The organism is Hymenobacter qilianensis (genome assembly GCF_014638675.1).
Taxonomy (GTDB): Bacteria; Bacteroidota; Bacteroidia; order Cytophagales; family Hymenobacteraceae; genus Hymenobacter; species Hymenobacter qilianensis.
The window spans coordinates 271,714-289,492 of the sequence record NZ_BMFN01000002.1; the positions used below are offsets into that span (position 1 = coordinate 271,714).

At 54.8% G+C, this 17,779-nt stretch carries 15 protein-coding genes; 7 read left to right on the forward strand and 8 right to left on the reverse strand.

Annotation, left to right across the window (positions count from 1 at the left end; all coding sequences use genetic code 11):
• Nucleotides 1-56 precede the first annotated feature (56 nt).
• A complete protein-coding gene (locus IEW06_RS09050; RefSeq protein WP_187732243.1) occupies nucleotides 57-248 on the forward strand; it encodes a hypothetical protein in 192 nt (63 codons plus the stop codon).
• 83 nt (nucleotides 249-331) lie between these two features.
• On the opposite strand, the gene IEW06_RS09055 is transcribed toward IEW06_RS09050, so the two are convergent.
• Entirely contained in the window at nucleotides 332-1,879 is a 1,548-nt protein-coding gene (locus tag IEW06_RS09055) for a sigma 54-interacting transcriptional regulator (protein ID WP_187732244.1), read from the reverse strand.
• Nucleotides 1,880-1,975: 96 nt separating this feature from the next.
• Entirely contained in the window at nucleotides 1,976-3,079 is a 1,104-nt protein-coding gene (locus IEW06_RS09060) for a vWA domain-containing protein (RefSeq protein ID WP_187732245.1), read from the reverse strand.
• 212 nt (nucleotides 3,080-3,291) lie between these two features.
• Here IEW06_RS09060 and IEW06_RS09065 point away from each other — a divergent pair, with 212 nt between their 5' ends.
• From IEW06_RS09065 to IEW06_RS09075, 3 genes are all read left to right on the forward strand, one after another.
• Nucleotides 3,292-3,573, forward strand: a complete 282-nt coding sequence (locus IEW06_RS09065; RefSeq protein WP_187732246.1) for a DUF427 domain-containing protein — start codon at nucleotides 3,292-3,294, stop codon at nucleotides 3,571-3,573.
• Between the two features lie 104 nt (nucleotides 3,574-3,677).
• Nucleotides 3,678-4,313 carry a hypothetical protein gene (locus IEW06_RS09070; protein ID WP_188548130.1) on the forward strand — a complete coding sequence of 212 codons (636 nt, stop codon included), beginning with the start codon at nucleotides 3,678-3,680 and terminating at the stop codon, nucleotides 4,311-4,313.
• Between the two features lie 137 nt (nucleotides 4,314-4,450).
• A complete protein-coding gene (locus IEW06_RS09075) occupies nucleotides 4,451-5,308 on the forward strand; it encodes a bifunctional transcriptional activator/DNA repair enzyme AdaA (RefSeq protein WP_187732248.1) in 858 nt (285 codons plus the stop codon).
• Between the two features lie 68 nt (nucleotides 5,309-5,376).
• Here IEW06_RS09075 and IEW06_RS09080 read toward each other — a convergent pair whose 3' ends face one another.
• Together IEW06_RS09080 and IEW06_RS09085 are read right to left on the reverse strand one after the other, a co-directional pair.
• Nucleotides 5,377-6,354, reverse strand: coding sequence for an acyl-ACP desaturase (locus tag IEW06_RS09080; protein ID WP_187732249.1), 978 nt, complete (start codon nucleotides 6,352-6,354; stop codon nucleotides 5,377-5,379).
• 66 nt (nucleotides 6,355-6,420) lie between these two features.
• Entirely contained in the window at nucleotides 6,421-8,103 is a 1,683-nt protein-coding gene (locus tag IEW06_RS09085) for a hypothetical protein (protein ID WP_188548132.1), read from the reverse strand.
• A 68-nt stretch (nucleotides 8,104-8,171) separates the two neighbouring features.
• On the opposite strand from IEW06_RS09085, the gene IEW06_RS09090 reads away from it, so the two are divergent.
• Entirely contained in the window at nucleotides 8,172-9,869 is a 1,698-nt protein-coding gene (locus IEW06_RS09090; protein ID WP_229743082.1) for an ArnT family glycosyltransferase, read from the forward strand.
• A 417-nt stretch (nucleotides 9,870-10,286) separates the two neighbouring features.
• Here IEW06_RS09090 and IEW06_RS09095 read toward each other — a convergent pair whose 3' ends face one another.
• The gene (locus tag IEW06_RS09095) at nucleotides 10,287-11,096 is read right to left on the reverse strand and encodes a phytanoyl-CoA dioxygenase family protein (RefSeq protein WP_187732254.1); all 810 of its coding nucleotides are present in this window, start codon (nucleotides 11,094-11,096) and stop codon (nucleotides 10,287-10,289) included.
• 166 nt (nucleotides 11,097-11,262) lie between these two features.
• Between IEW06_RS09095 and IEW06_RS09100 the strand changes: the two genes are divergently transcribed.
• Nucleotides 11,263-12,909 (forward strand): glycosyltransferase family 39 protein, encoded by a 1,647-nt coding sequence (locus tag IEW06_RS09100; RefSeq protein ID WP_188548137.1) that lies wholly within the window; start codon nucleotides 11,263-11,265, stop codon nucleotides 12,907-12,909.
• A gap of 54 nt (nucleotides 12,910-12,963) precedes the next feature.
• Here IEW06_RS09100 and IEW06_RS09105 read toward each other — a convergent pair whose 3' ends face one another.
• The 3 genes from IEW06_RS09105 to IEW06_RS09115 form a co-directional block, all read right to left on the reverse strand.
• Nucleotides 12,964-13,914 (reverse strand): glycosyltransferase family 2 protein, encoded by a 951-nt coding sequence (locus tag IEW06_RS09105; protein WP_188548139.1) that lies wholly within the window; start codon nucleotides 13,912-13,914, stop codon nucleotides 12,964-12,966.
• Nucleotides 13,907-15,220: an MATE family efflux transporter gene (locus tag IEW06_RS09110; RefSeq protein WP_188548141.1), complete on the reverse strand. Its 1,314-nt coding sequence runs from the start codon at nucleotides 15,218-15,220 to the stop codon at nucleotides 13,907-13,909. Before IEW06_RS09110 ends, IEW06_RS09105 begins: the two co-directional genes overlap by 8 nt.
• Before the next feature lie 139 nt (nucleotides 15,221-15,359).
• On the reverse strand, nucleotides 15,360-16,379 hold the full coding sequence (locus IEW06_RS09115; RefSeq protein WP_188548143.1) for a hypothetical protein: 1,020 nt from the start codon (nucleotides 16,377-16,379) through the stop codon (nucleotides 15,360-15,362).
• A gap of 159 nt (nucleotides 16,380-16,538) precedes the next feature.
• Here IEW06_RS09115 and corA point away from each other — a divergent pair, with 159 nt between their 5' ends.
• The gene (gene corA / locus IEW06_RS09120; protein ID WP_187732265.1) at nucleotides 16,539-17,732 is read left to right on the forward strand and encodes a magnesium/cobalt transporter CorA; all 1,194 of its coding nucleotides are present in this window, start codon (nucleotides 16,539-16,541) and stop codon (nucleotides 17,730-17,732) included.
• Nucleotides 17,733-17,779 lie beyond the last annotated feature (47 nt).

Sequence of the window (17,779 nt, forward strand, 5' to 3'; positions counted from 1 at the left end):
TGATGTTCAGAACCAACATACAACGAGGCATACTACTTCTTTCATTACCCTTGGCTATGAGCTGCACTTTAATCAGCGGCGGCACTTCCTCCGACCCACAGGTGCAGGAGATGGAGCGCCGAGTAGAAGAGCAAGAGCGTATCGCGAACGAAGCGGAGCTGCGCGCCAAAAGCGAGAAGCAGGAGCTGGAGGCTCGTAAGCTGCGCCTGAAGGCAGCGAAAAACGAGGCCAAGGCCCGTAACATGTAACTCAATTAGCTTCCATTCATAAAAAAAGCCCCCCAGACGTCGTCTGGGGGGCTTTTTTACTTAGTAGTCGATACAAAATAGACTTACCGACGACGGCGCGGCTTCTCTTCTTCCTCGTCCTCGTCTTCATCGCCGCCGAAGCTAGGCATGGTGAACATGGAGCTGAGCAGGTCCTTGAACTGCGTGCCGGCCGTTACGCGGTTGCGCGAAATCAGGCTGTGCTCAGCCAGGCCGTGCAGACAGAACTCCATCAGAAAATAGGTCGTGTCTTTGTCCTCATTAGGATGCAGGAATGCCACAATATCACGCAAGCCAGGCACCTCATCCAGCGACTTCCGATATTCCTTATCAGCTGAATCGTTGAGTACATCGACGGTGTTGCCGCTGCCAAACCAGTCCTGCACCGTTTTGTACGGGTTCGGAATGGTCTTCTTTTTCTTTTGCTTGTCCGGATCGGGGAAGTAGTTCAGGAAGTACGTACGGATGGCTTTGCCCATCAGCTTTTCAGCCACCAGGCCGGCTCCCTCCTGCTCGCCTTCGTACACCAGTTCCACTTTGCCGGTTAGGGCGGGCACAGCCGCCATGAAGTCGGCGATGCGTACGTAGGTTTTCTTCTCGCCGTTAATCAGCGCCCGGCGCTCCGCTGCGCTTATCAGGCTTTCGTAGGCGGCAATAGTCAGGCGAGCCGATACACCACTCTTGGCATCCACGAACTCAGAACCACGAGCTTCAACGGCCACCTGCTCAACAAGGTCGCGCACCAACTCGTTGGTAGTCACCAAGCCTTCTTGCGCGGGCTTAATACGGGCTTCCTGGCGGGTAATACGCTTGCCGATTTCAATCGACTTCGGATAGTGCGTAATAATCTGGGAGTCAATACGGTCCTTGAGCGGCGTCACGATGGAACCGCGATTGGTGTAGTCCTCAGGGTTGGCCGTAAACACAAATTGAATATCCAGCGGCAGGCGCACTTTGAAGCCGCGAATCTGGATGTCGCCTTCCTGCAAAATATTGAAGAGCGATACCTGAATCCGAGCCTGCAAGTCGGGCAATTCGTTGATGACGAAAATGCCACGGTGTGAGCGCGGAATCAAGCCAAAATGAATCACGCGCTCATCGGAGTACGGCAGCTTCAGCGTGGCTGCTTTAATCGGGTCGGCGTCGCCGATAAGGTCAGCTACCGATACGTCCGGCGTCGCCAGCTTCTCGGTGTAGCGGTCCGAGCGATGCATCCACGATACGGGCGTATCATCGCCTCTCTCGGCAATCAGATTTTTAGCAAAAATGGACAAGGGCTGCAACGGGTCGTCGTTCAGCTCTGAGCCTTCTACCACCGGAATATACTCGTCGAGCAGGTCCACCATCAGGCGGGCAATGCGGGTTTTGGCCTGACCACGCAATCCCAGCAGATTGATGTGATGCATGCTCAGAATTGCCCGCTGCAAGTCTGGAATCACAGTTTCCTCGTAGCCAAAAATGCCGGGAAACACCTCTTCCTTACTTTGCAGTTTGGTAATCAAGTTATCGCGCAGCTCTTGCTTAACCGAGCGCGACTTATAGCCGGATTTTTTTAGGGCACCGAGGGTAGTAATTTGTTGAAGTTCTGGAGAAGAAAGCTGGGCGTAAGCCATATAAGGGGGAAGATATTGCGAGAATAAAAATTATGATACAAGAAGAATTGGTAACTCCCTCCTCAACTCAGGAATGGAGCTTGTTGTTCGGGCGCTCTACAGCGACTTACGACGGTTCTTCTTGTAGTCTTCGAAAATCAGGTGACCAAGGCCTTTCAAGCCACTGAAGTACGCTTTGCCTTGGTTCACTTCTGTGAACTCGTTCACGAATTGCTGCAAATACGGGTCAGAAGCAATCATGAAGGTGGTAATCGGAATTTTCAGGCGGCGGGCAGCGGCAGCAAGGTTCAGGGTTTTGTTTACGACTTTGCGGTCGAGGCCGAAGCTGTTTTTGTAGTAGCCGTTGCCTTCTTTCAGGCAGGTAGGCTTACCGTCCGTTATCATAAAGATCTGCTTGTTAGCCGTTTTTCGCTTGCGCAGCAGATCCATGGCCAACTCTAGGCCAGCTACGGTGTTGGTGTGATAAGGGCCGACTTCGAGGTAAGGCAAATCCTTCACTTTAATTTCCCAGGCGTCGTTACCGAACACGATAACGTCGAGGAAGTCTTTGGGATACTTCTGTTTTACCAGCTCGGCTAAAGCCATCGCCACCTTTTTGGCGGGCGTGATGCGGTCCTCACCATACAGAATCATGGAGTGCGAGATATCGATCATGAGCACTGTACTAGTCTGCGACTTATGCTCATTCTCGCGCACTTCTAAGTCGCCCTCAGCCAGCATAAAATCATCGGTGAGACCGTGATTTAGCTGGGCGTTGCGGATGCTCTCGGTCATCGAAATCTGATCGAGTGAGTCGCCGAAGCGGAACTCGCGCATATCGGTGCTCTGCTCGTCACCCTGGCCGGTGTGGGGCGTGCGGTGATTGCCAGTGTTGCTCTTTTTAAGCTTGCCGAAAATCTCTTCCAGCGCCGACTTCCGAATGCCCTGCTCGGTTTTGGGCGTAATCTTAAAAGCACCCCTCTCCTGCTCGTTTTCATCGATGTAGCCCTTTGTTTTCAGGTCATCAATGAAGTTGCCGATGCCGTACTCGCCGTCGGTTAGGCCATATTGCTTGTCGAGTTGGGAAAGCCAGGAAAGGGCCTCTGCCACGTCGCCAGACGTGATAGTGACCAGTTGCATAAATAACTTGAATAAAGAATCGAAGCCTTTTTCAGGCGATTCATCGGGCACGAAGTCCCGGAAGCGAAAACCAGCAGCCATAGGAAGGGGGATTGAGGCTTAAGAACAACGGCGCGGGCGGCAATGTTCATCCGATGCGCCACAAGCAAGTTACAGCTTTGCCGAAACACCCCGCGCTGCACATTTGCGTGTTGAACAACGCTGGCGCTTGTTTGTATTGCAATGGCGTCACAATCAGCGTGCGACGCCCGTAAAAACATCTTCAGATCTATCTCTACTCAATTTCACTTCCTATGAAAGCCATCTGGAATAATACCGTCCTGGCCGAAAGCAACGATACGGTTGTTGTTGAGAATAACCACTATTTCCCCGCCGATTCGATTAAGCGCGAGTTTTTTGAGGATAGCATCGCCCATACTACCTGCCCCTGGAAGGGCCGCGCCAGCTATTATTCCGTGCGCGTAAACGGGGAGCTGAACAAAGACGCTGCTTGGTATTATCCCGAGCCCAAAGACGCCGCCAAGCAGATTGAGGGTCGGGTAGCGTTCTGGAAAGGCGTGCAGGTGCAGCCCTAACTACCCAAAAAATCCCCCCAGCGCAACCTGGACCGCTTCCGACCGTTTGAGAAATGAGGTTAGCCGAGATAGGCTGGCAGATTACGTCATCAACGGAATTCGTTATGAAGCAGTATTCTTTTCAGGGTCTTCTGGGGGGCTTTTTAGTGGGAGTAGCTGTTGCAGGCAGTGGCTGTGACAGTCAGCGCACGGCCACTGAAGGCGCTAATCCGACCGCACCTAGTGCGGAGGCCACGGTGCCTATCAGTTTTCAGAAAGAAGTTGCCCAAGACGACTATCGCTTTAGCGTGCAAACAACCGGCACCGGCACTAGTCGCACGCTTTCCCTGACCGCCGCCAAGGATAACCGCGAGTTGTTTAAGACGTCCGTTCCGATTGAGGGCCAAGTAAGCGACGCGGTAGCCACCAATCTCAACGACGATAAGTATCCTGAGCTGTTCGTCTTCGTGGCCGGAGCGGGCAGCGGCTCTTATAGCCGTTTGGTAGGCTACGAGTTTATGAATCAAGGCCATAGGCCCCTAAATCTACCAGAGCTGAGCGGCCCGGCCGCTGCGGGCTATATGGGTCATGATGAGTTTCGGGTGGAAGGCAGACAGCTGCTACGCTCCTTCCCCGTATATCGCCCCGATGACCCGAACAGTACGCCTTCCGGTGGCATTCGGACGGTTACTTACACCATGGAACCCGGCATGGCGCTGTCGGTGGCTGGTTTCAATGATGCGCCCGCGCAAGCACAGTAAGTTCTGAATTTCAGAAAAAGCCCCCCACGAGCTATTAGCTGGCTTGTGGGGGGCTTTTTGTTGGAAAGACCGCAAGTTTCGGGTGGCAGCGACGCGGGCATGGTAGTACATTTGGCTACCATCTCAGCTACTTTCCGATGACGGATTACGAACGCATCGCGGCGGCCATTGCTTACGCCCGCACTCACTTTCAGGCTCAGCCCGACCTGGAGGAAATGGCCCGACAGGCGCACTGGAGCCCGTTTCACTTTCAGCGCAAGTTTCAGGAGTGGGCCGGCGTGTCGCCGAAGAAGTTTCTGCAATATCTTAGCCTCGACCATGCCAAAACGCTGTTGCGGCAGCAGCTTTCCGTGGCCGACGCAGCCTACGAAACCGGCCTATCAGGTCCCGGCCGGCTCCACGATTTATTTGTAAATCTGGAGGCTATGACACCCGGTGAATACCGCCAGGGCGGCGCCGATCTGCATATCGACTACAGCTTCGGCGACAGTCCTTTCGGCCGCTACTTGGTAGCAACTACCTCCAAAGGCATCTGTAAGCTGGTATTCCCCGAAACCGATGAGGCGGCGGTAGCTGAGCTGCGTCAGGAGTGGCCTCAAGCCACACTTGCTGCTCAGGCAACGGGTGTTCACGAGCAGGTAGCACGGTTTTTCAACGGCGCCTTCTCTCCCACTGAGCGCTTTACAATGCACCTGAAAGGCACGCCTTTTCAGTTCAAAGTGTGGGCTGCGCTATTGCATATTCCGGAAGGCCAGCTTACCACCTACTCCCAACTTGCCCGCGTAGCCGGCCACGAGCGAGCCGTGCGGGCCGTGGGTACGGCTGTAGGCGACAATCCTATCAGCTACCTTATCCCTTGCCACCGCGTCATTCGACAGACCGGCGAACTGGGCCAATACCGCTGGGGCGCGACTCGCAAAGTGGCATTAGTAGGTTGGGAAGCAGCAAGGGTTCACCCGAATGCGTTGATAGCCTCGCCGGGGCTGTTTCATTAAGAAACTTATTATCACAAAAAAGCCCCCCAGAAACATTCCTGGCGGGCTTTTTTAGTAGTGCTTACGGATTACTCAATCCACTTAAACTTGTATTCCAGCTTCGGGACGGGCATGCGGTCGGCTACGCGGCGCAGGCGGTTGGGCAGCGCCATGATATACTCGCGGGCCTTTTCTGCCTGACCATTAAGGCCGGTAATCTGGTCGATTTTCCAAGTAGTGATGAGGCCTTCCAGAATGTCGGTGTAGTCCTGGCTGGTGTATACACCGAGGCGTTGGGCGGCGTCGGTGAAATGGCCGAAGGTTTTCCCCATATCCACGCCCATCTCACGCATGTAGTGGGCCGGCATCACAATCTTTTTGCGCATCATATCCTCGAAGGCCAGCATCATTTCGGATGGGTCAACTTCGAAAATCTTATCGACAAACGTCTGATACACACGGGCGTGGCGCGATTCGTCGCCGGCAATCATACCACAAAGCTTGGAGAGCTGATCATCACCAGCCTTGCGGGCCAGCGTACCTACACGGCGGTGCGAGAGGTTGGTGGCAGCTTCCTGGTAGCTTGTATAAATAAAGGCCCGATAAGGATCGTGGGCGGTGCCGAGGTCAAAGCCGTCGGCAATCAGATACTGCGTGCTTACCTCAAACTCACGCATGTTTACGCGGCCAGATAAGTACAGGTAACGGTTCAGCAAGTCACCGTGGCGGTTTTCTTCCGCTGTCCAGCCCCGAATCCACTGGGCCCAGCCGTTGTTGGGGTCGCGGTTGAGGTCGTCGAGCTGGTGAAACCAGGCTTCATAATTGGGGAGAGCTTCTTCCGTAATGGTATCACCAATAAGCACAGCCAACAGGTCGTAGCTGAGTTCTTTGGCGCGCTCACGCATGAGCTTTACTTCGTCAAAAAACGTATCGAGGCGGGAGTCGGGCAGGAAATCGGAGGGCTGCCAGCTGTCTTCCACTTTTTTGAGGAAGGTGCCCATATTTTCCCGTAAGAAGGATTCCAGATGCTGAAGCACCTCCCCGCGGGAGGTTACGGTTGCGAGCATGACGTAGGGGTAGTAAGTAAAAGGGATCGGAAAGCCAAATGTAGGCATTCCCATTTCTCAAATACGTTATATAGCTATTCTAGGGCTATTACAAAATTTTGGCTTTTGCGGCTTTTCTATAATTCTGGGCCGCACTTCGTAAAGCTGGGGCAGGGTAGAGTCCGCCGTTATCCTATTGAGGAGAGTGAACGTCAGGCCAAGCCTCTCTGACGGGCCGGAATGCTGAGAATATCGGTGCAGAAACGGTACGACTTCGGGGGCTAAAACCCACTGCACACCGGGCTTATTGGCCAACCGATATAAGCTGGCGCTGAAGTCGCGTGTACCAGTAAGCTTTTGCCGAAGCCTAGGCAACGAAGGGTGAAGCGTGGCCCAACCCGTAAGCGGCAGCTGCCGCCCCGGCAGTTCATATACCTGGAAGGGAGACAAGGACTTATACGCCACTTCCAGGTTCGCCGTCACCAGCATTTGCCCCCCAGCCGTGGCGCGGTTCAGCGCGGCGAGGTAAGCTTCGTGGTGGAAGCGCTCAGCGGCCAGCAGCTGCTTTCTGTGAAGTGTTTTGTAGCCGTAAACTCCTGTTGCTACAACCAATATGCTCACCGCCAAACGTGGAAATGGCACTCGCGCAGCAATGGTTAGTCGCAGCCAATAAGCGACATTGCCAAGGGTGAACAGCGTGAAAAGCGGCAGCCCCAGACGCGGCGGCAGCTTTAGCGCTACTCCTATGCCAAGGATCAGCAAGCCAAAGCCAAGCTGAGTCAGCCAGAAAGCAAGCCGGCCGCGAGTCGGGGGACTGCGCAACAGACTCGCATAAATGAGCGCATTCAGCAGGAGCAGTGGGAAGTAGTCGCGCACAACCAGCCTTCCTAGAGTAGCCAGCTTAGCCGGCGCCGATTCACGCAGAAAGTAGTCAGTGTTTTGGGGAACGGTTCGCTGGAAAAAAGCTTCGTTTACCAGAGCGGAGTCGCTAAGAATCCAGTGGCTAACGGCCTGCACACCAAGCGTATCGTGAACGGTTTTTGGCTGCGGCTGGTAGAGTTGAAAGTCGTTGAGGTTGGACTTTAGCACATCCAGAACGCGAAAGCGTGTGGCTTCAGGCGAGCGAGTAAGCGTGAGAAAAATGCCCCCCACTCCTGCCACCAGCAACGCCGCAGCCAGCACGTAGGCCCCCCGGCGCTGGCCCAGCCACACCCCACCCGGCACCGCTACCAGCAGTCCCAGCACGGCCGCGCTGGGCCGGATCAGCCAGGCTAATCCAAAAGCCAGTATTCCGACTGCTATAGCCCCGCTTCGGTGGTTGCGCTGGGCGGCAAAAAGCCCCCCGGCTCCGGCGAGCAGCAACGGCACGCGCATGTAGTTGAACCACAGACTATTCTCAATGAATACCAAGCAAAAAAAGAGGATCAGGAGTGAGGTTATTTGCCACGCTGTCAGGCAAGCAGCCAGAAGCCGGTTAAGCACTGCGAAAAGCAAAACCAGAGCCGTGTAGAGCAAAGCGTAAAGCGACAAACCATACCACGGCACTGCCGGAAACTGCGCATATAAGGCAGCCAATATCGGGGCAAAGCCGTGGAAATAAAGGTGCAGATCCGTGACGGGAGCAGCCGCCGTAACACCACGCAGCAACTGCGTGATAATGAGGTCGTCGTTGGTTTCGTAGTAGGCGCCCAGCCCGCCAATGGACAGTGCCAGCAAGAGCAGCGGCAGCAGTAGTACCCGAAAAAAGCCCCCCACGGTAGCGGTGTTCATGCCTGCAAGGTAGGCAGCGCCGAGAGTTAAGTTAGCAGGTCATGCGCGGCGCTGCCTACCTTGCGGCCGTGAATACTCGTCCGTTCGTTCGTCTGGCTTTCCTCACGCTCCTGTTTGTGGGGCTGTTTACCGTTGCCTACTTTTTCCTGACGCACGAAGGCTTATATGCTCTCGACGATTATTACTATTCCCGCTATGCCCAACAGCTAGCCACGGGCACCTTCCATCTAGCGCCCGATCCTGAGGGTTTGCTCGTTGATCCGCTACGCGAAAGGCCCGTGATTTTTGGGCCCGTTGCCCTGCTGTACAAAGCCTTTGGCATCAACATTATTACGACTACTCTGTGGCCGCTGCTGGCTACGCTGGGGTGCGCACTAGTGCTTTGGCTTTTGTATGGAAAGCGCGAACCTATAGTAGCGGCGGGTGCCATGGTGCTGCTGGGACTGCATTACTTTACCCTTAATCTCACAAATTACCTGTACCCAGATAATATACTGATGATCTGGTGTATATGCTGTGCATCTGCGCTACTTATCGGAAGGCGTGAGGGACAGGTTGCGGGAGGCCTGTGGGGGGCTTTTTTTGCTGTACTCAACTTCGCGGCCTTGCTCAGCAAGGAGACGATTGTATACTATCTGCCATTTTATGTGGGCGTGCTTTTACTCGATGGGTGGCGCCAGCGCAACCGACAGTTTTGGCTGACAGCCTTCACTGTAGGCACCGTGCTACTGCTGGGTTATCTGGCCGTTTATCAGGTATATACCGACGACGCGCTGTATCGCATCCACCTGATTGAACGCACCAATGAGTTCTTGAAAGAAGGCAATTATATTCTCGGCAAACGGGGGGCGTTGTTTTATCGTCTTACCACTGCCCCGCTCGATTTTTTCATCGGTACGGGGCTTGGGGGCGCCTTGCTATTTGCCTGTGCAGCCTTGCTAAATCAACGCCGCTGGCCCGATTCCGATGCCAAATATTGGCTGGCGCTGGCGGGTTCTACGCTGGCTTTCTATTGGTTTGGCAGCACCTCGCTTACCCAGTACAACCCCATCACATTACTGCCGCGCATGACTACTCCCCTGCTGCCGCCGCTATGTTTGGCAGCAGGCTTCGGGCTTCGTGACTTTAGCCGCTCGGGGCGCGGAGCCGACTGGCTGGCGCTGGCATTGCTGGCTTACGCAGGCTGGGCGCGCAGCTCTGTTTCCCTGATTTACGGCGGATTGAGCTTGTACTTTGGTTTAATGGCAATCCTGGCCAGTCCGACTGCTCACGCCGGCTGGCGGCGGCCCGGCACTTATGCCTTTGCAGCGCTACTCTTGCTGGTGGTGGCCGGGACTACAGCGGTCAGGCCGGCCTACTTCATGACCAAGCCAAGCGTATCATCTCACTTTGAGCAGAACAAGCTGATTAAAAAACACTTACAACCACCGGCGCAAGGTGTAGTATTTGTCGACGACTATCTGGTGGACAACTATGACTATTATTACGGGCATAAAAAGCCCCCCGGCATTCATTTCCGCCGCTATGCCGCCCGCGATTCCGTTCGCCTGATACCGGGCCAACAGGCGTGGCTGCTCCTGAACCGCAGCACACTTACCAACGATGAATTGACGAGAAAGCTTATCCGCTATTCGGAGGCCGAGGTATTGGCCTGCTATCCAGGTCGGCAGCTGGTAGCCGAAGTGGGCAAAGTCAGTTTGTATAAGCTTGATTTGGGCGAAACGGCAGCCGCTCCGCCAGTAACTACGTTAGGTAGAAGCGAATAAGAATGCTTTGTAGGCCTGTCTGCGTTTACGCTTCAACGGACTCAGTCCGTTCTAATTTGTGAATAGCATCAGCAGACAGCTTACAGCCAGCAACAAAGTGACCATGTAAGTTTGGCGACGGTAGTAGATAGATGTTTTCATAAGCGTGTCACTGGTATTTAATCTATATCCAAATTTCCCGATAAAGCAGTTGCTTAACAAGGAAAAATGGAGGCCATTTGTGACATATAGAGCAACTGAATAATAGGCAATTACAAATAAAAAATACAAGTATTTGAAGGCAACCGAAGCTTGTACTGTACGCTTCTACTCCGGCTCAGCTATAAGATTAAATTAAGAAATCGGCCTAAGCGACAACTCTTACACGTTGGCTTCCAATCCGGTAAACAGACTCATGTCTAGGGGGCTGATCGTCGTCTAAACAGACCAAAATCGCATTTCCAAGGACAATCGGGTAGCATCAGCGTTAAGATTTACGGCCCCGCCGTGTAGCAGATAAGGCGAAAAGAGCAACACCTCCGACGGACCGGGATTGGGACGAATAAGCTGTAAGGGCTCAACTGTATGTTTGACAGCCGGAACCGTGTAGGTAACGCCATTGTACACAGCCCCGTTTTGGGTGCGTTCCACGCGGTTTTCGGGCCACCAATGGCTACCCGGAACCAAGCTTAGTGATGAGTCGGCGGTGCTGCCGGTCACCGGCATGTAGATATTAAGGCAATCATCATAATCAGGCAGCCACACATCCCTGTGAAGCGGATTATTATCGGAGCGGCCGGGCCTTACCAGGCGCAGATGAAACAGGCGCATCTGATCCCATGGATTATAGGCTTGCACCCGGTGGCCGCACAGCTCTGACACCCGTGCTTCCAGGAGAGCCGCCGGCACGGGCAGCCGCTCCATCGTGTACTCCTTTGTCAGGTTTACAACTGCCAGATGCCGCTGTTGGTCATCACCAATCAACTTATGGTAATCGGCAACCGGAAAATCGGCAGCTACGGGCAGGCCCACCGCCGCCAGCGCCTCACGCACCAAGGCTTCTAGGCCTGCCTGCAACTGCTGCTGCTCGGGAGCCGGCAGAAACTCCACCACCATATAGCCGGCGCCGGACCACGAGTTACCACGGGTAAGGTCGATGCTGTCAGCCAGAAGCACTTTATCTTCGGCTTGGCCACTTTCGCCCTCAATCTGGTAAGTCACCTCGCGTGCGTTGATGCTAGCTTTCATAATAATGGGGAAGGTTTGATATCAGGTTAGCGCTACAAATACTGCAATGGTTCAGGGCAACGGCGCCAAATGGTCGCGCAAATTAGGGCAAAGCGGTAGTTAGGCGCAAAATTTCATTCTTCTGCCGGTCCTATGTTAACGCACCAACATTGGATAACTTGCCCCCGTGTCTGCACCTGCCTTTCGTTTACTGCCCCACTTTACGCTTGCGTTTGTTGGTCTCTTCACTATCGCCTTCTTCATTTTTGCGCACGAAGGCCTTTATGATTACGACGACTACAATTATGCTCGGTACGCCCACCAGCTCGCAACGGGCACTTTTGACCTGACTCCCGAACCGGGCCATCTTGACTATACCCCGCTCCACCAGCGTCTCATGGTTTTTGGGCCGGTAGCGCTGTTTTATAAGTTGCTGGGCGTCGGAATATTTACGACTACCTTCTGGCCCCTGCTCTGCACGTTCGGCACTAGCCTGATTTTCTATCTGCTTTATCGTCAGCAACATCCGGTAGTGGCCAGCGCGGCTATGCTACTGCTGGGGCTGCATTACTTCACGCTCAACCTCAGCATCTATCTCTACCCCGATAATGTACTGATGTTCTTTGCGGCGGACAGTGCGGCAGCGCTCCTGTATGGCCGCCGCCCCGCGCAGGCGCACCCGGTTTGGTGGGGACTGGGTTTTGCCCTGCTGAACTTCGCAGCCTCACTGAGCAAGGAAACCATCGTCTACTACCTTCCTTTCTACCTGAGCCTCCTGCTGCTAGATTTATGGCATCGCCGCCACGGTAAGTTCTGGCTAGGCGCACTAAGCACCGGAGCATTCTTGCTCGTCACCTATTTATTTGTTTATCAGGCAGCTGCCCACGATTTGCTGTATCGCTTTCACGTTATTGAATCGGTTAATGAGGTGCGGAGAGTAAGCAACACTTCTACTGGCGATATTGTGGCTCGCCTTACCTATATGCCGCTTCAACTACTTATAGGTACAGGGCTGGGAGTAGTGTTGCTGCTGGTATTGGTAGCGGCAATCAAGAGCAACCGATTAAGCAACGACGCTCGCTTTTGGCTGGCGTTGGCGGGCAGCTCATTGGCCTTTTACTGGCTGGGCAGCACCTCGCTCAGCTACTACAATCCTAATTCTCTGCTGCCACGCATGCTCACTCCTCTCCTGCCGCCGCTGTGTTTGGCAGCGGGCTTTGGGGTAGAGTATTTTGCGCGCACCGGCCGTGGCGGCTGGCTACTAGCCTTGGGCTTATTAGGCTGTGCGGCATGGCTGCGAAGTAGTATCAGTATCGTGTACGGGCTGCTGGGGGGCTTTTTTGCCTTTGCTGCCGGACTATTATCCGTGGGCATCGTACGCAGAAAGATGGCGCGATTTGGTCCGGACACCGCATTTTTTGCAGGCGCTACGCTGTCTGTAGTAGGCTTGATTATGGCCATTCGGCCTGCTTACTTTATGGCTAAGCCCAGCAACTCCGGCTACTTTGCCCAGCAGCAACTGATGCAGCAGGAGCTGCGCTGGGCCGCTGGGGGCGTTGTATTAATGGATAACTTCTCGCTGCATAAGTGCGAGATTATGTATGGATTTCGGGTGCCGGATAACTTACGTTTCCAGCATTATGCGGCCTACGACACGCTTCGCAAGGTACCGAGCCGGCCAATCTGGCTGCTGATTAACAGGCCTGTCCTCAGCAACGATGAGCTGATTCCGCAGGTAATAACAGCTTCAGCTGAGCAAGTGCTGGCTCGTTTTCCGCGCCGTAAGCTTCATTCCCAAAACAATGGCGTAGAGCTGTATCTGTTGCCGAATTAAACAGAAGACGGTATTCCCAAATGAATTTTAATAGCTGATATCAATGAGCGCTAGTTAGCATCGCAGGCGGCTCCAGTTGGCCAGTAGCCAATCGAGGAAGTGCGACTTATTCGTTTGGCGCAACAACGCATAAAAGGCCAGTGCGTGCGTATAATTGCCCCAGCGCACCGTTTGACGCATTTCCCAGCGCAGGCGCACCGCTAGGGCAGCCATTTCCTTCGGGTTTTTGCACAAAGTCAGCGCCTTACGGCAAGTCTGGATAGTGGAATCCAGATGGGGGTCTGAGGGTAAGTAGGCGGTGCGCGACATGGCCTGAGGATGCTTGCGCTTGCGGGTGGTTACTTCGTCCAGAAAGTAGAAATGCCAGTTGCGAGCCGCCCGAACCCAGAAATCAAAGTCTTCATAATAGAGCGTCTCATCGTAGCCCCCCAGCTCGTCGAGAGTGGCGCGGCGCATCATCATGGTGGGCGTGCTGATAAAGTAGCGCGCCAACACATCGGCAAATACGTCGCCCGAGGCCGGGTGCGGCTTTAGCCCTTTCGAGGTACGCCGAAAATGGTGGCGCATAAAGCGCGACTGCTCATCGATCAGCTCCGCATCAGAATACACCACGCCATAGTGAGCGGGCAGACGCTGAAAAGCCGCAACCTGCTGCGCCACGCGCTGGGGCAGCAGCACATCATCGGTGGCAAAATCAATCAAAAAAGCCCCCCTCGACTGCCGGAATGCCTGATTGAAGCCGGCGCACAAACCCAGATTTTGGGCATGCAGCGTGAGCTTCCAGGCGGGATGGGCGGCCGCGTACTCGCGCAGAATCTGGGGGCTGGCGTCGGTGCTGCCATTATCGACCAGAAAAACTTCGAGCGCGGGATATGTCTGGGCCAGAATGGAATCCAGCGCTTCCCGCAGGAAAGGCGCGTGGTTATGACACAGCGCAACAATTGTTACCAGCGGACAGGAGTTGCTTAAGGCCTCCTGGGGGGCTTTTTTGTTTTTCTCATCCATCGTTGCTGCGCCGTAGATAAGCCCGAAAGTACACCGCACTGAGTAGCAGCAGCACCCCAAAACGAGCCGCGTGCGCCAGTGGCACACCCAGCAAACCATAGGCAGGCAACAACCCCTGCAACAACGTCACATACAGCATCGCCGAACCCGCCTGCACCGCCACGTAGCGTCCCACCTGCGCTTTGGCCGTCAGCAGAAACAGCAAAAGCCAGGTAAGGAATTTAAGCCAGTCGCCCAGAAGCTGGGGGGCAAAAAGGTAGCTGGCCGCCGCAAAACGCTCGTCGAAAAGCAAAGGCAGCAGCCAGTCGCGCAGCAGATAAATCAAACCCAGCCCTACAGCCAACACCGGCGCTAACAACAATACCACCGTTCGCACATATGCCCGCTGGGCGGTTGGCTGGGTGCTAAGCGCAGCCAGCCGAGGATAGTACACGCTGCTCATCAAGCCCGTAAATACCATCGTATAGTTGTCTGAAACCTTTGTTACGGCTTGCCAGAGGTCGGTTTGGGCGAGGCCGAAGCGTGCAATCAATACTTCGCGCAGGGCAAAATTCACGGCCGTTCCAAACAAAAGCAAACTACCCGCCATCAGCAGAAAGCGGCTCAGTCCCCGCAGGGCAGCGTGGCTTACTCTGCCCCGGATTCGCGGCAAAAGGCCCGCCCGCCAACACACGGCCATCGTCGGCAGCAGCGTAAGGCCCTGCGCCAGCAGATACGTGAGCAGTACTTGCTCAATGCGCCAGCCAAGTGCTAAGGCTCCCCCAACTCCGCCTACGCTCAGAAAACTCAGCATCACCGTCAGCCAGACATAGGCCCGCAGACGTCCGGCGGCCAGCAATACGGAGCCGAGCAGGGCATGCGCCGAGAGCATACTGATGCCTTTAACAAACCACAGAAACCAGCCAGTAGTCAGCCGGAATACGCCCACCAAGGGCCCCGGTGCCAGCACCAGCGCCAGACCGCCCAGCAGCAGGCCCACCATATTCAGAATAATGCCGGCCCCAAACCAAGCCCGGTAGCGGCCGGAGCCGGCGCGCAAGGGCGCCAGATATTTGACCACGCCCACGTGCACTCCATCATTGGGCAGTGTAGTAAACAGCGCTAGCAGATTCTGAAAATGCGCCAGCAGCGTAAGGCCGCCGGGGCCGCCATACAGCGCCAGCATTTTATTCAGAAGCAAGGCTCCACCCGTTCGGGCTCCAATGCCCAGCGTTGAGCCCAATGAGCGGCGCAAAAACCGCCCAAGCACCGTGGCTTCAGACTGGGGGGCATTTTGGACAGCGCCGGGGGGCATTTTGGAACGCACGAATCAAGGTTTTACAGTTTCAACTCAAAGCGTGAGCTTCACTGAAGGAGAATGACAGAAGCGCTGGTAGTTAGCTGGGTGCAATATTACCCGCTGAACCCCTATTAATTTTCTGAAATCAGCAAACCTGCCAAAGCAGCTATGCGGCCTTCCACTCCAGGGTCAGCTTCAAACTCAAAACGCCCCCCAGATGCCGCTTGAATTGCAATAGCGACTGATTTAAGCCAGTAGGAAGCGTGGAAGTACCCAGATCGAGCAGAGACAAGTTGCTGGCCCGGCCAAAAGCGTGCAATCCTTCATTGAGCAACACTACCGGGCTAAACGCATTGTAAGTCAGGGGGCTGGCGGGGTAAAAGTTGTACAGCACCCGCTCGTTTACCTGAATGGCAACCGTAATTGCGGCCCACTCACCTATCGGGTCGCGCACTGAGAACAGGAAGTAGTTGTTGGGGAACACCCGAAACAGCTCCGTTAGCCTTTCCTCGCTAAGCGACAGGTGCTGGCCCTTTTCTTCGCGGCAGCGCCGCAGAAACTCGTAGGCTTTGGGCAGAAAAAACAGCGGTTCCTGCTCAAAGTGAAAGCCGTGGCGCCGACACTTGGCCAGGCGCCGCCGCTCCGATGGGTGCAGCCGCGTCTCAAAGTCCTGCTCTAGTGGCAAGTGATTATTCAGTTCAGCCAGTGTCACCTTATAGCCTAGCTGACTCAATACCTGCGTCATCAGTGCGCTGCCGGCCGGGTCGTAGGCAAAGGGGTAGGCGCGTATGCGCAGCTTCTGCACTCCTGCTTCCGCAAGCGTTGCGTGCACTGCCAGCATAAAAGACTTCAGGGCCGCCGCTGTTACACTGGGGGCCATTTGTATTCCCCCAAACGGCGCCTGGTACGGGCTGTAAGCCAGCGCACTCGTATCGGCACCGATAAAAATATGCAACTGGGCTACGGTCTGGGCGCGGGCATGGTCCTCCAGGTAAAACGCCAGATACCGGCCCGCTGACCTTTGCAGGCCAAGATGAGCCGGCTGCATATACAGAAAAGACGCAAACGCCAGCGGCAGCGCGGGTTCTATTCCTTGTCCACACCGCACCACGTACTGGGCTTCAGCTGTAGAGAAAGCAAGCAGTTGGGCAGCGCCTGTGGTAAAGTTCACTAAGGGAAACGTCAAATTCAGACCGCGAAATTACGAGTAAAACCGCGCGGTTCTCCTTACTTACCAAACAATGCTGCCACGAAACCAAACTGATCCATCGGCAGGCTAAGGTCCATCTGACCCTAACCCTTCTTACCTTAGATACCGCAAACGCCCCATTTTTCCTTTTGCTGCATGGAACCCACTTCATCGCAACCTACCGCTAGCCCTGCGCCCGACAGCCTCGAGACGGAGCATCCTAATGGCGTAGCTGACCGCGACGCGACGCGGCAGGCCAAGGAGCAATCTGTGGGCCAGCGGCCGGGCACGCTCACCATTCGCGCCGACGCTTTGGCCCCGCGCCTGTTCATGATTTCGTATACCAACGATTTCTTTCTGGAAAAAGAGTACGGCAGCTATGATGAGCTGATGCAGTACTTTCAGGCCAATCAGCACCTCAGGCACTGGATTGATGTACGCGGCTACAATGACCTGGACCTGTTGCAGCGTCTGATGGCCGATTTCGATATTCACCCGCTTCTGATGGAGGATGTGCTCAGCGATTATCAGCGGGCCAAAGTGGATATCCTCGATGATGGGCGGTTGTTTCTGGTGTCGCGCATGACGGAGTTTACGCCGCTCCTGGAAATTGACGACGACCAGCTTTCCATCTTCACAGGCCCGAACTATATCCTCAGCTTTCAGGAAGACTACGAAGACTGTTTGGAAGCAGTCCGTAACCGGCTGCGTTCAGGCTTTAGCCAGATAAAAAGTCGCTCTTCTCTCTACCTCGCCTACGCCCTCACCGATGTGGTGCTCGATCATTACTATCCGACTATGGCCGCCATCGGCGACTATATCGAAACCCTCGAACACCGGATTCTGACCGGGCGGCGGGGCGACCGACGCCTGCTCAACCGTATTCTGCACGTCAAGAAAGATATTATCCGATTCCGGCGCTTAGTGTACCCTGAGCGCGAGAAAATCGCGGAAATTCTCCGTCAGCCCGACGACGTGATACCTGATGATATCAAGCTGTTTTTCCGCGACTGCTACGACCACGCCATTCAAAGCCTTGACCTGGCCGAGAGCTACCGTGAATCTGTGAGCAGCCTCGTTGAGCTGTTTATGTCAGACCAGAATAACCGGATGAACGAGGTGATGAAAGTACTGACCATCATCAGCAGCATCTTCATTCCCCTCAGCTTTGTGGTAGGCCTGTATGGTATGAACTTTCAGCGCGAAGCACCTGATGGCCGCATTAATCACCTGAATATGCCGGAACTCTACGAACCCTGGGGCTACCCCGTATTGCTGGGGGTTCTGGCCATTATTGTGATGGGCCAGCTTATCTACTTCTACCGGAAAGGCTGGCTCACCAGCCGCTGAGCAGCTAGCTAATTCGCCCACAAAAAAGCCCTCCAGACCCTGAATAA

What these genes read in the sequence shown, in the direction of transcription:
- IEW06_RS09075 (WP_187732248.1), top strand. Translation starts at nt 4,451, where the DNA reads ATGACGGATTACGAACGCATCGCGGCGGCCATTGCTTACGCCCGCACT.
- IEW06_RS09095 (WP_187732254.1), bottom strand. Translation starts at nt 11,096, where the DNA reads ATGAAAGCTAGCATCAACGCACGCGAGGTGACTTACCAGATTGAGGGC.
- IEW06_RS09085 (WP_188548132.1), bottom strand. Translation starts at nt 8,103, where the DNA reads ATGAACACCGCTACCGTGGGGGGCTTTTTTCGGGTACTACTGCTGCCG.
- IEW06_RS09060 (WP_187732245.1), bottom strand. Translation starts at nt 3,079, where the DNA reads ATGGCTGCTGGTTTTCGCTTCCGGGACTTCGTGCCCGATGAATCGCCT.
- corA (WP_187732265.1), top strand. Translation starts at nt 16,539, where the DNA reads ATGGAACCCACTTCATCGCAACCTACCGCTAGCCCTGCGCCCGACAGC.
- IEW06_RS09065 (WP_187732246.1), top strand. Translation starts at nt 3,292, where the DNA reads ATGAAAGCCATCTGGAATAATACCGTCCTGGCCGAAAGCAACGATACG.
- IEW06_RS09050 (WP_187732243.1), top strand. Translation starts at nt 57, where the DNA reads ATGAGCTGCACTTTAATCAGCGGCGGCACTTCCTCCGACCCACAGGTG.
- IEW06_RS09105 (WP_188548139.1), bottom strand. Translation starts at nt 13,914, where the DNA reads ATGGATGAGAAAAACAAAAAAGCCCCCCAGGAGGCCTTAAGCAACTCC.
- IEW06_RS09080 (WP_187732249.1), bottom strand. Translation starts at nt 6,354, where the DNA reads ATGCTCGCAACCGTAACCTCCCGCGGGGAGGTGCTTCAGCATCTGGAA.
- IEW06_RS09070 (WP_188548130.1), top strand. Translation starts at nt 3,678, where the DNA reads ATGAAGCAGTATTCTTTTCAGGGTCTTCTGGGGGGCTTTTTAGTGGGA.
- IEW06_RS09055 (WP_187732244.1), bottom strand. Translation starts at nt 1,879, where the DNA reads ATGGCTTACGCCCAGCTTTCTTCTCCAGAACTTCAACAAATTACTACC.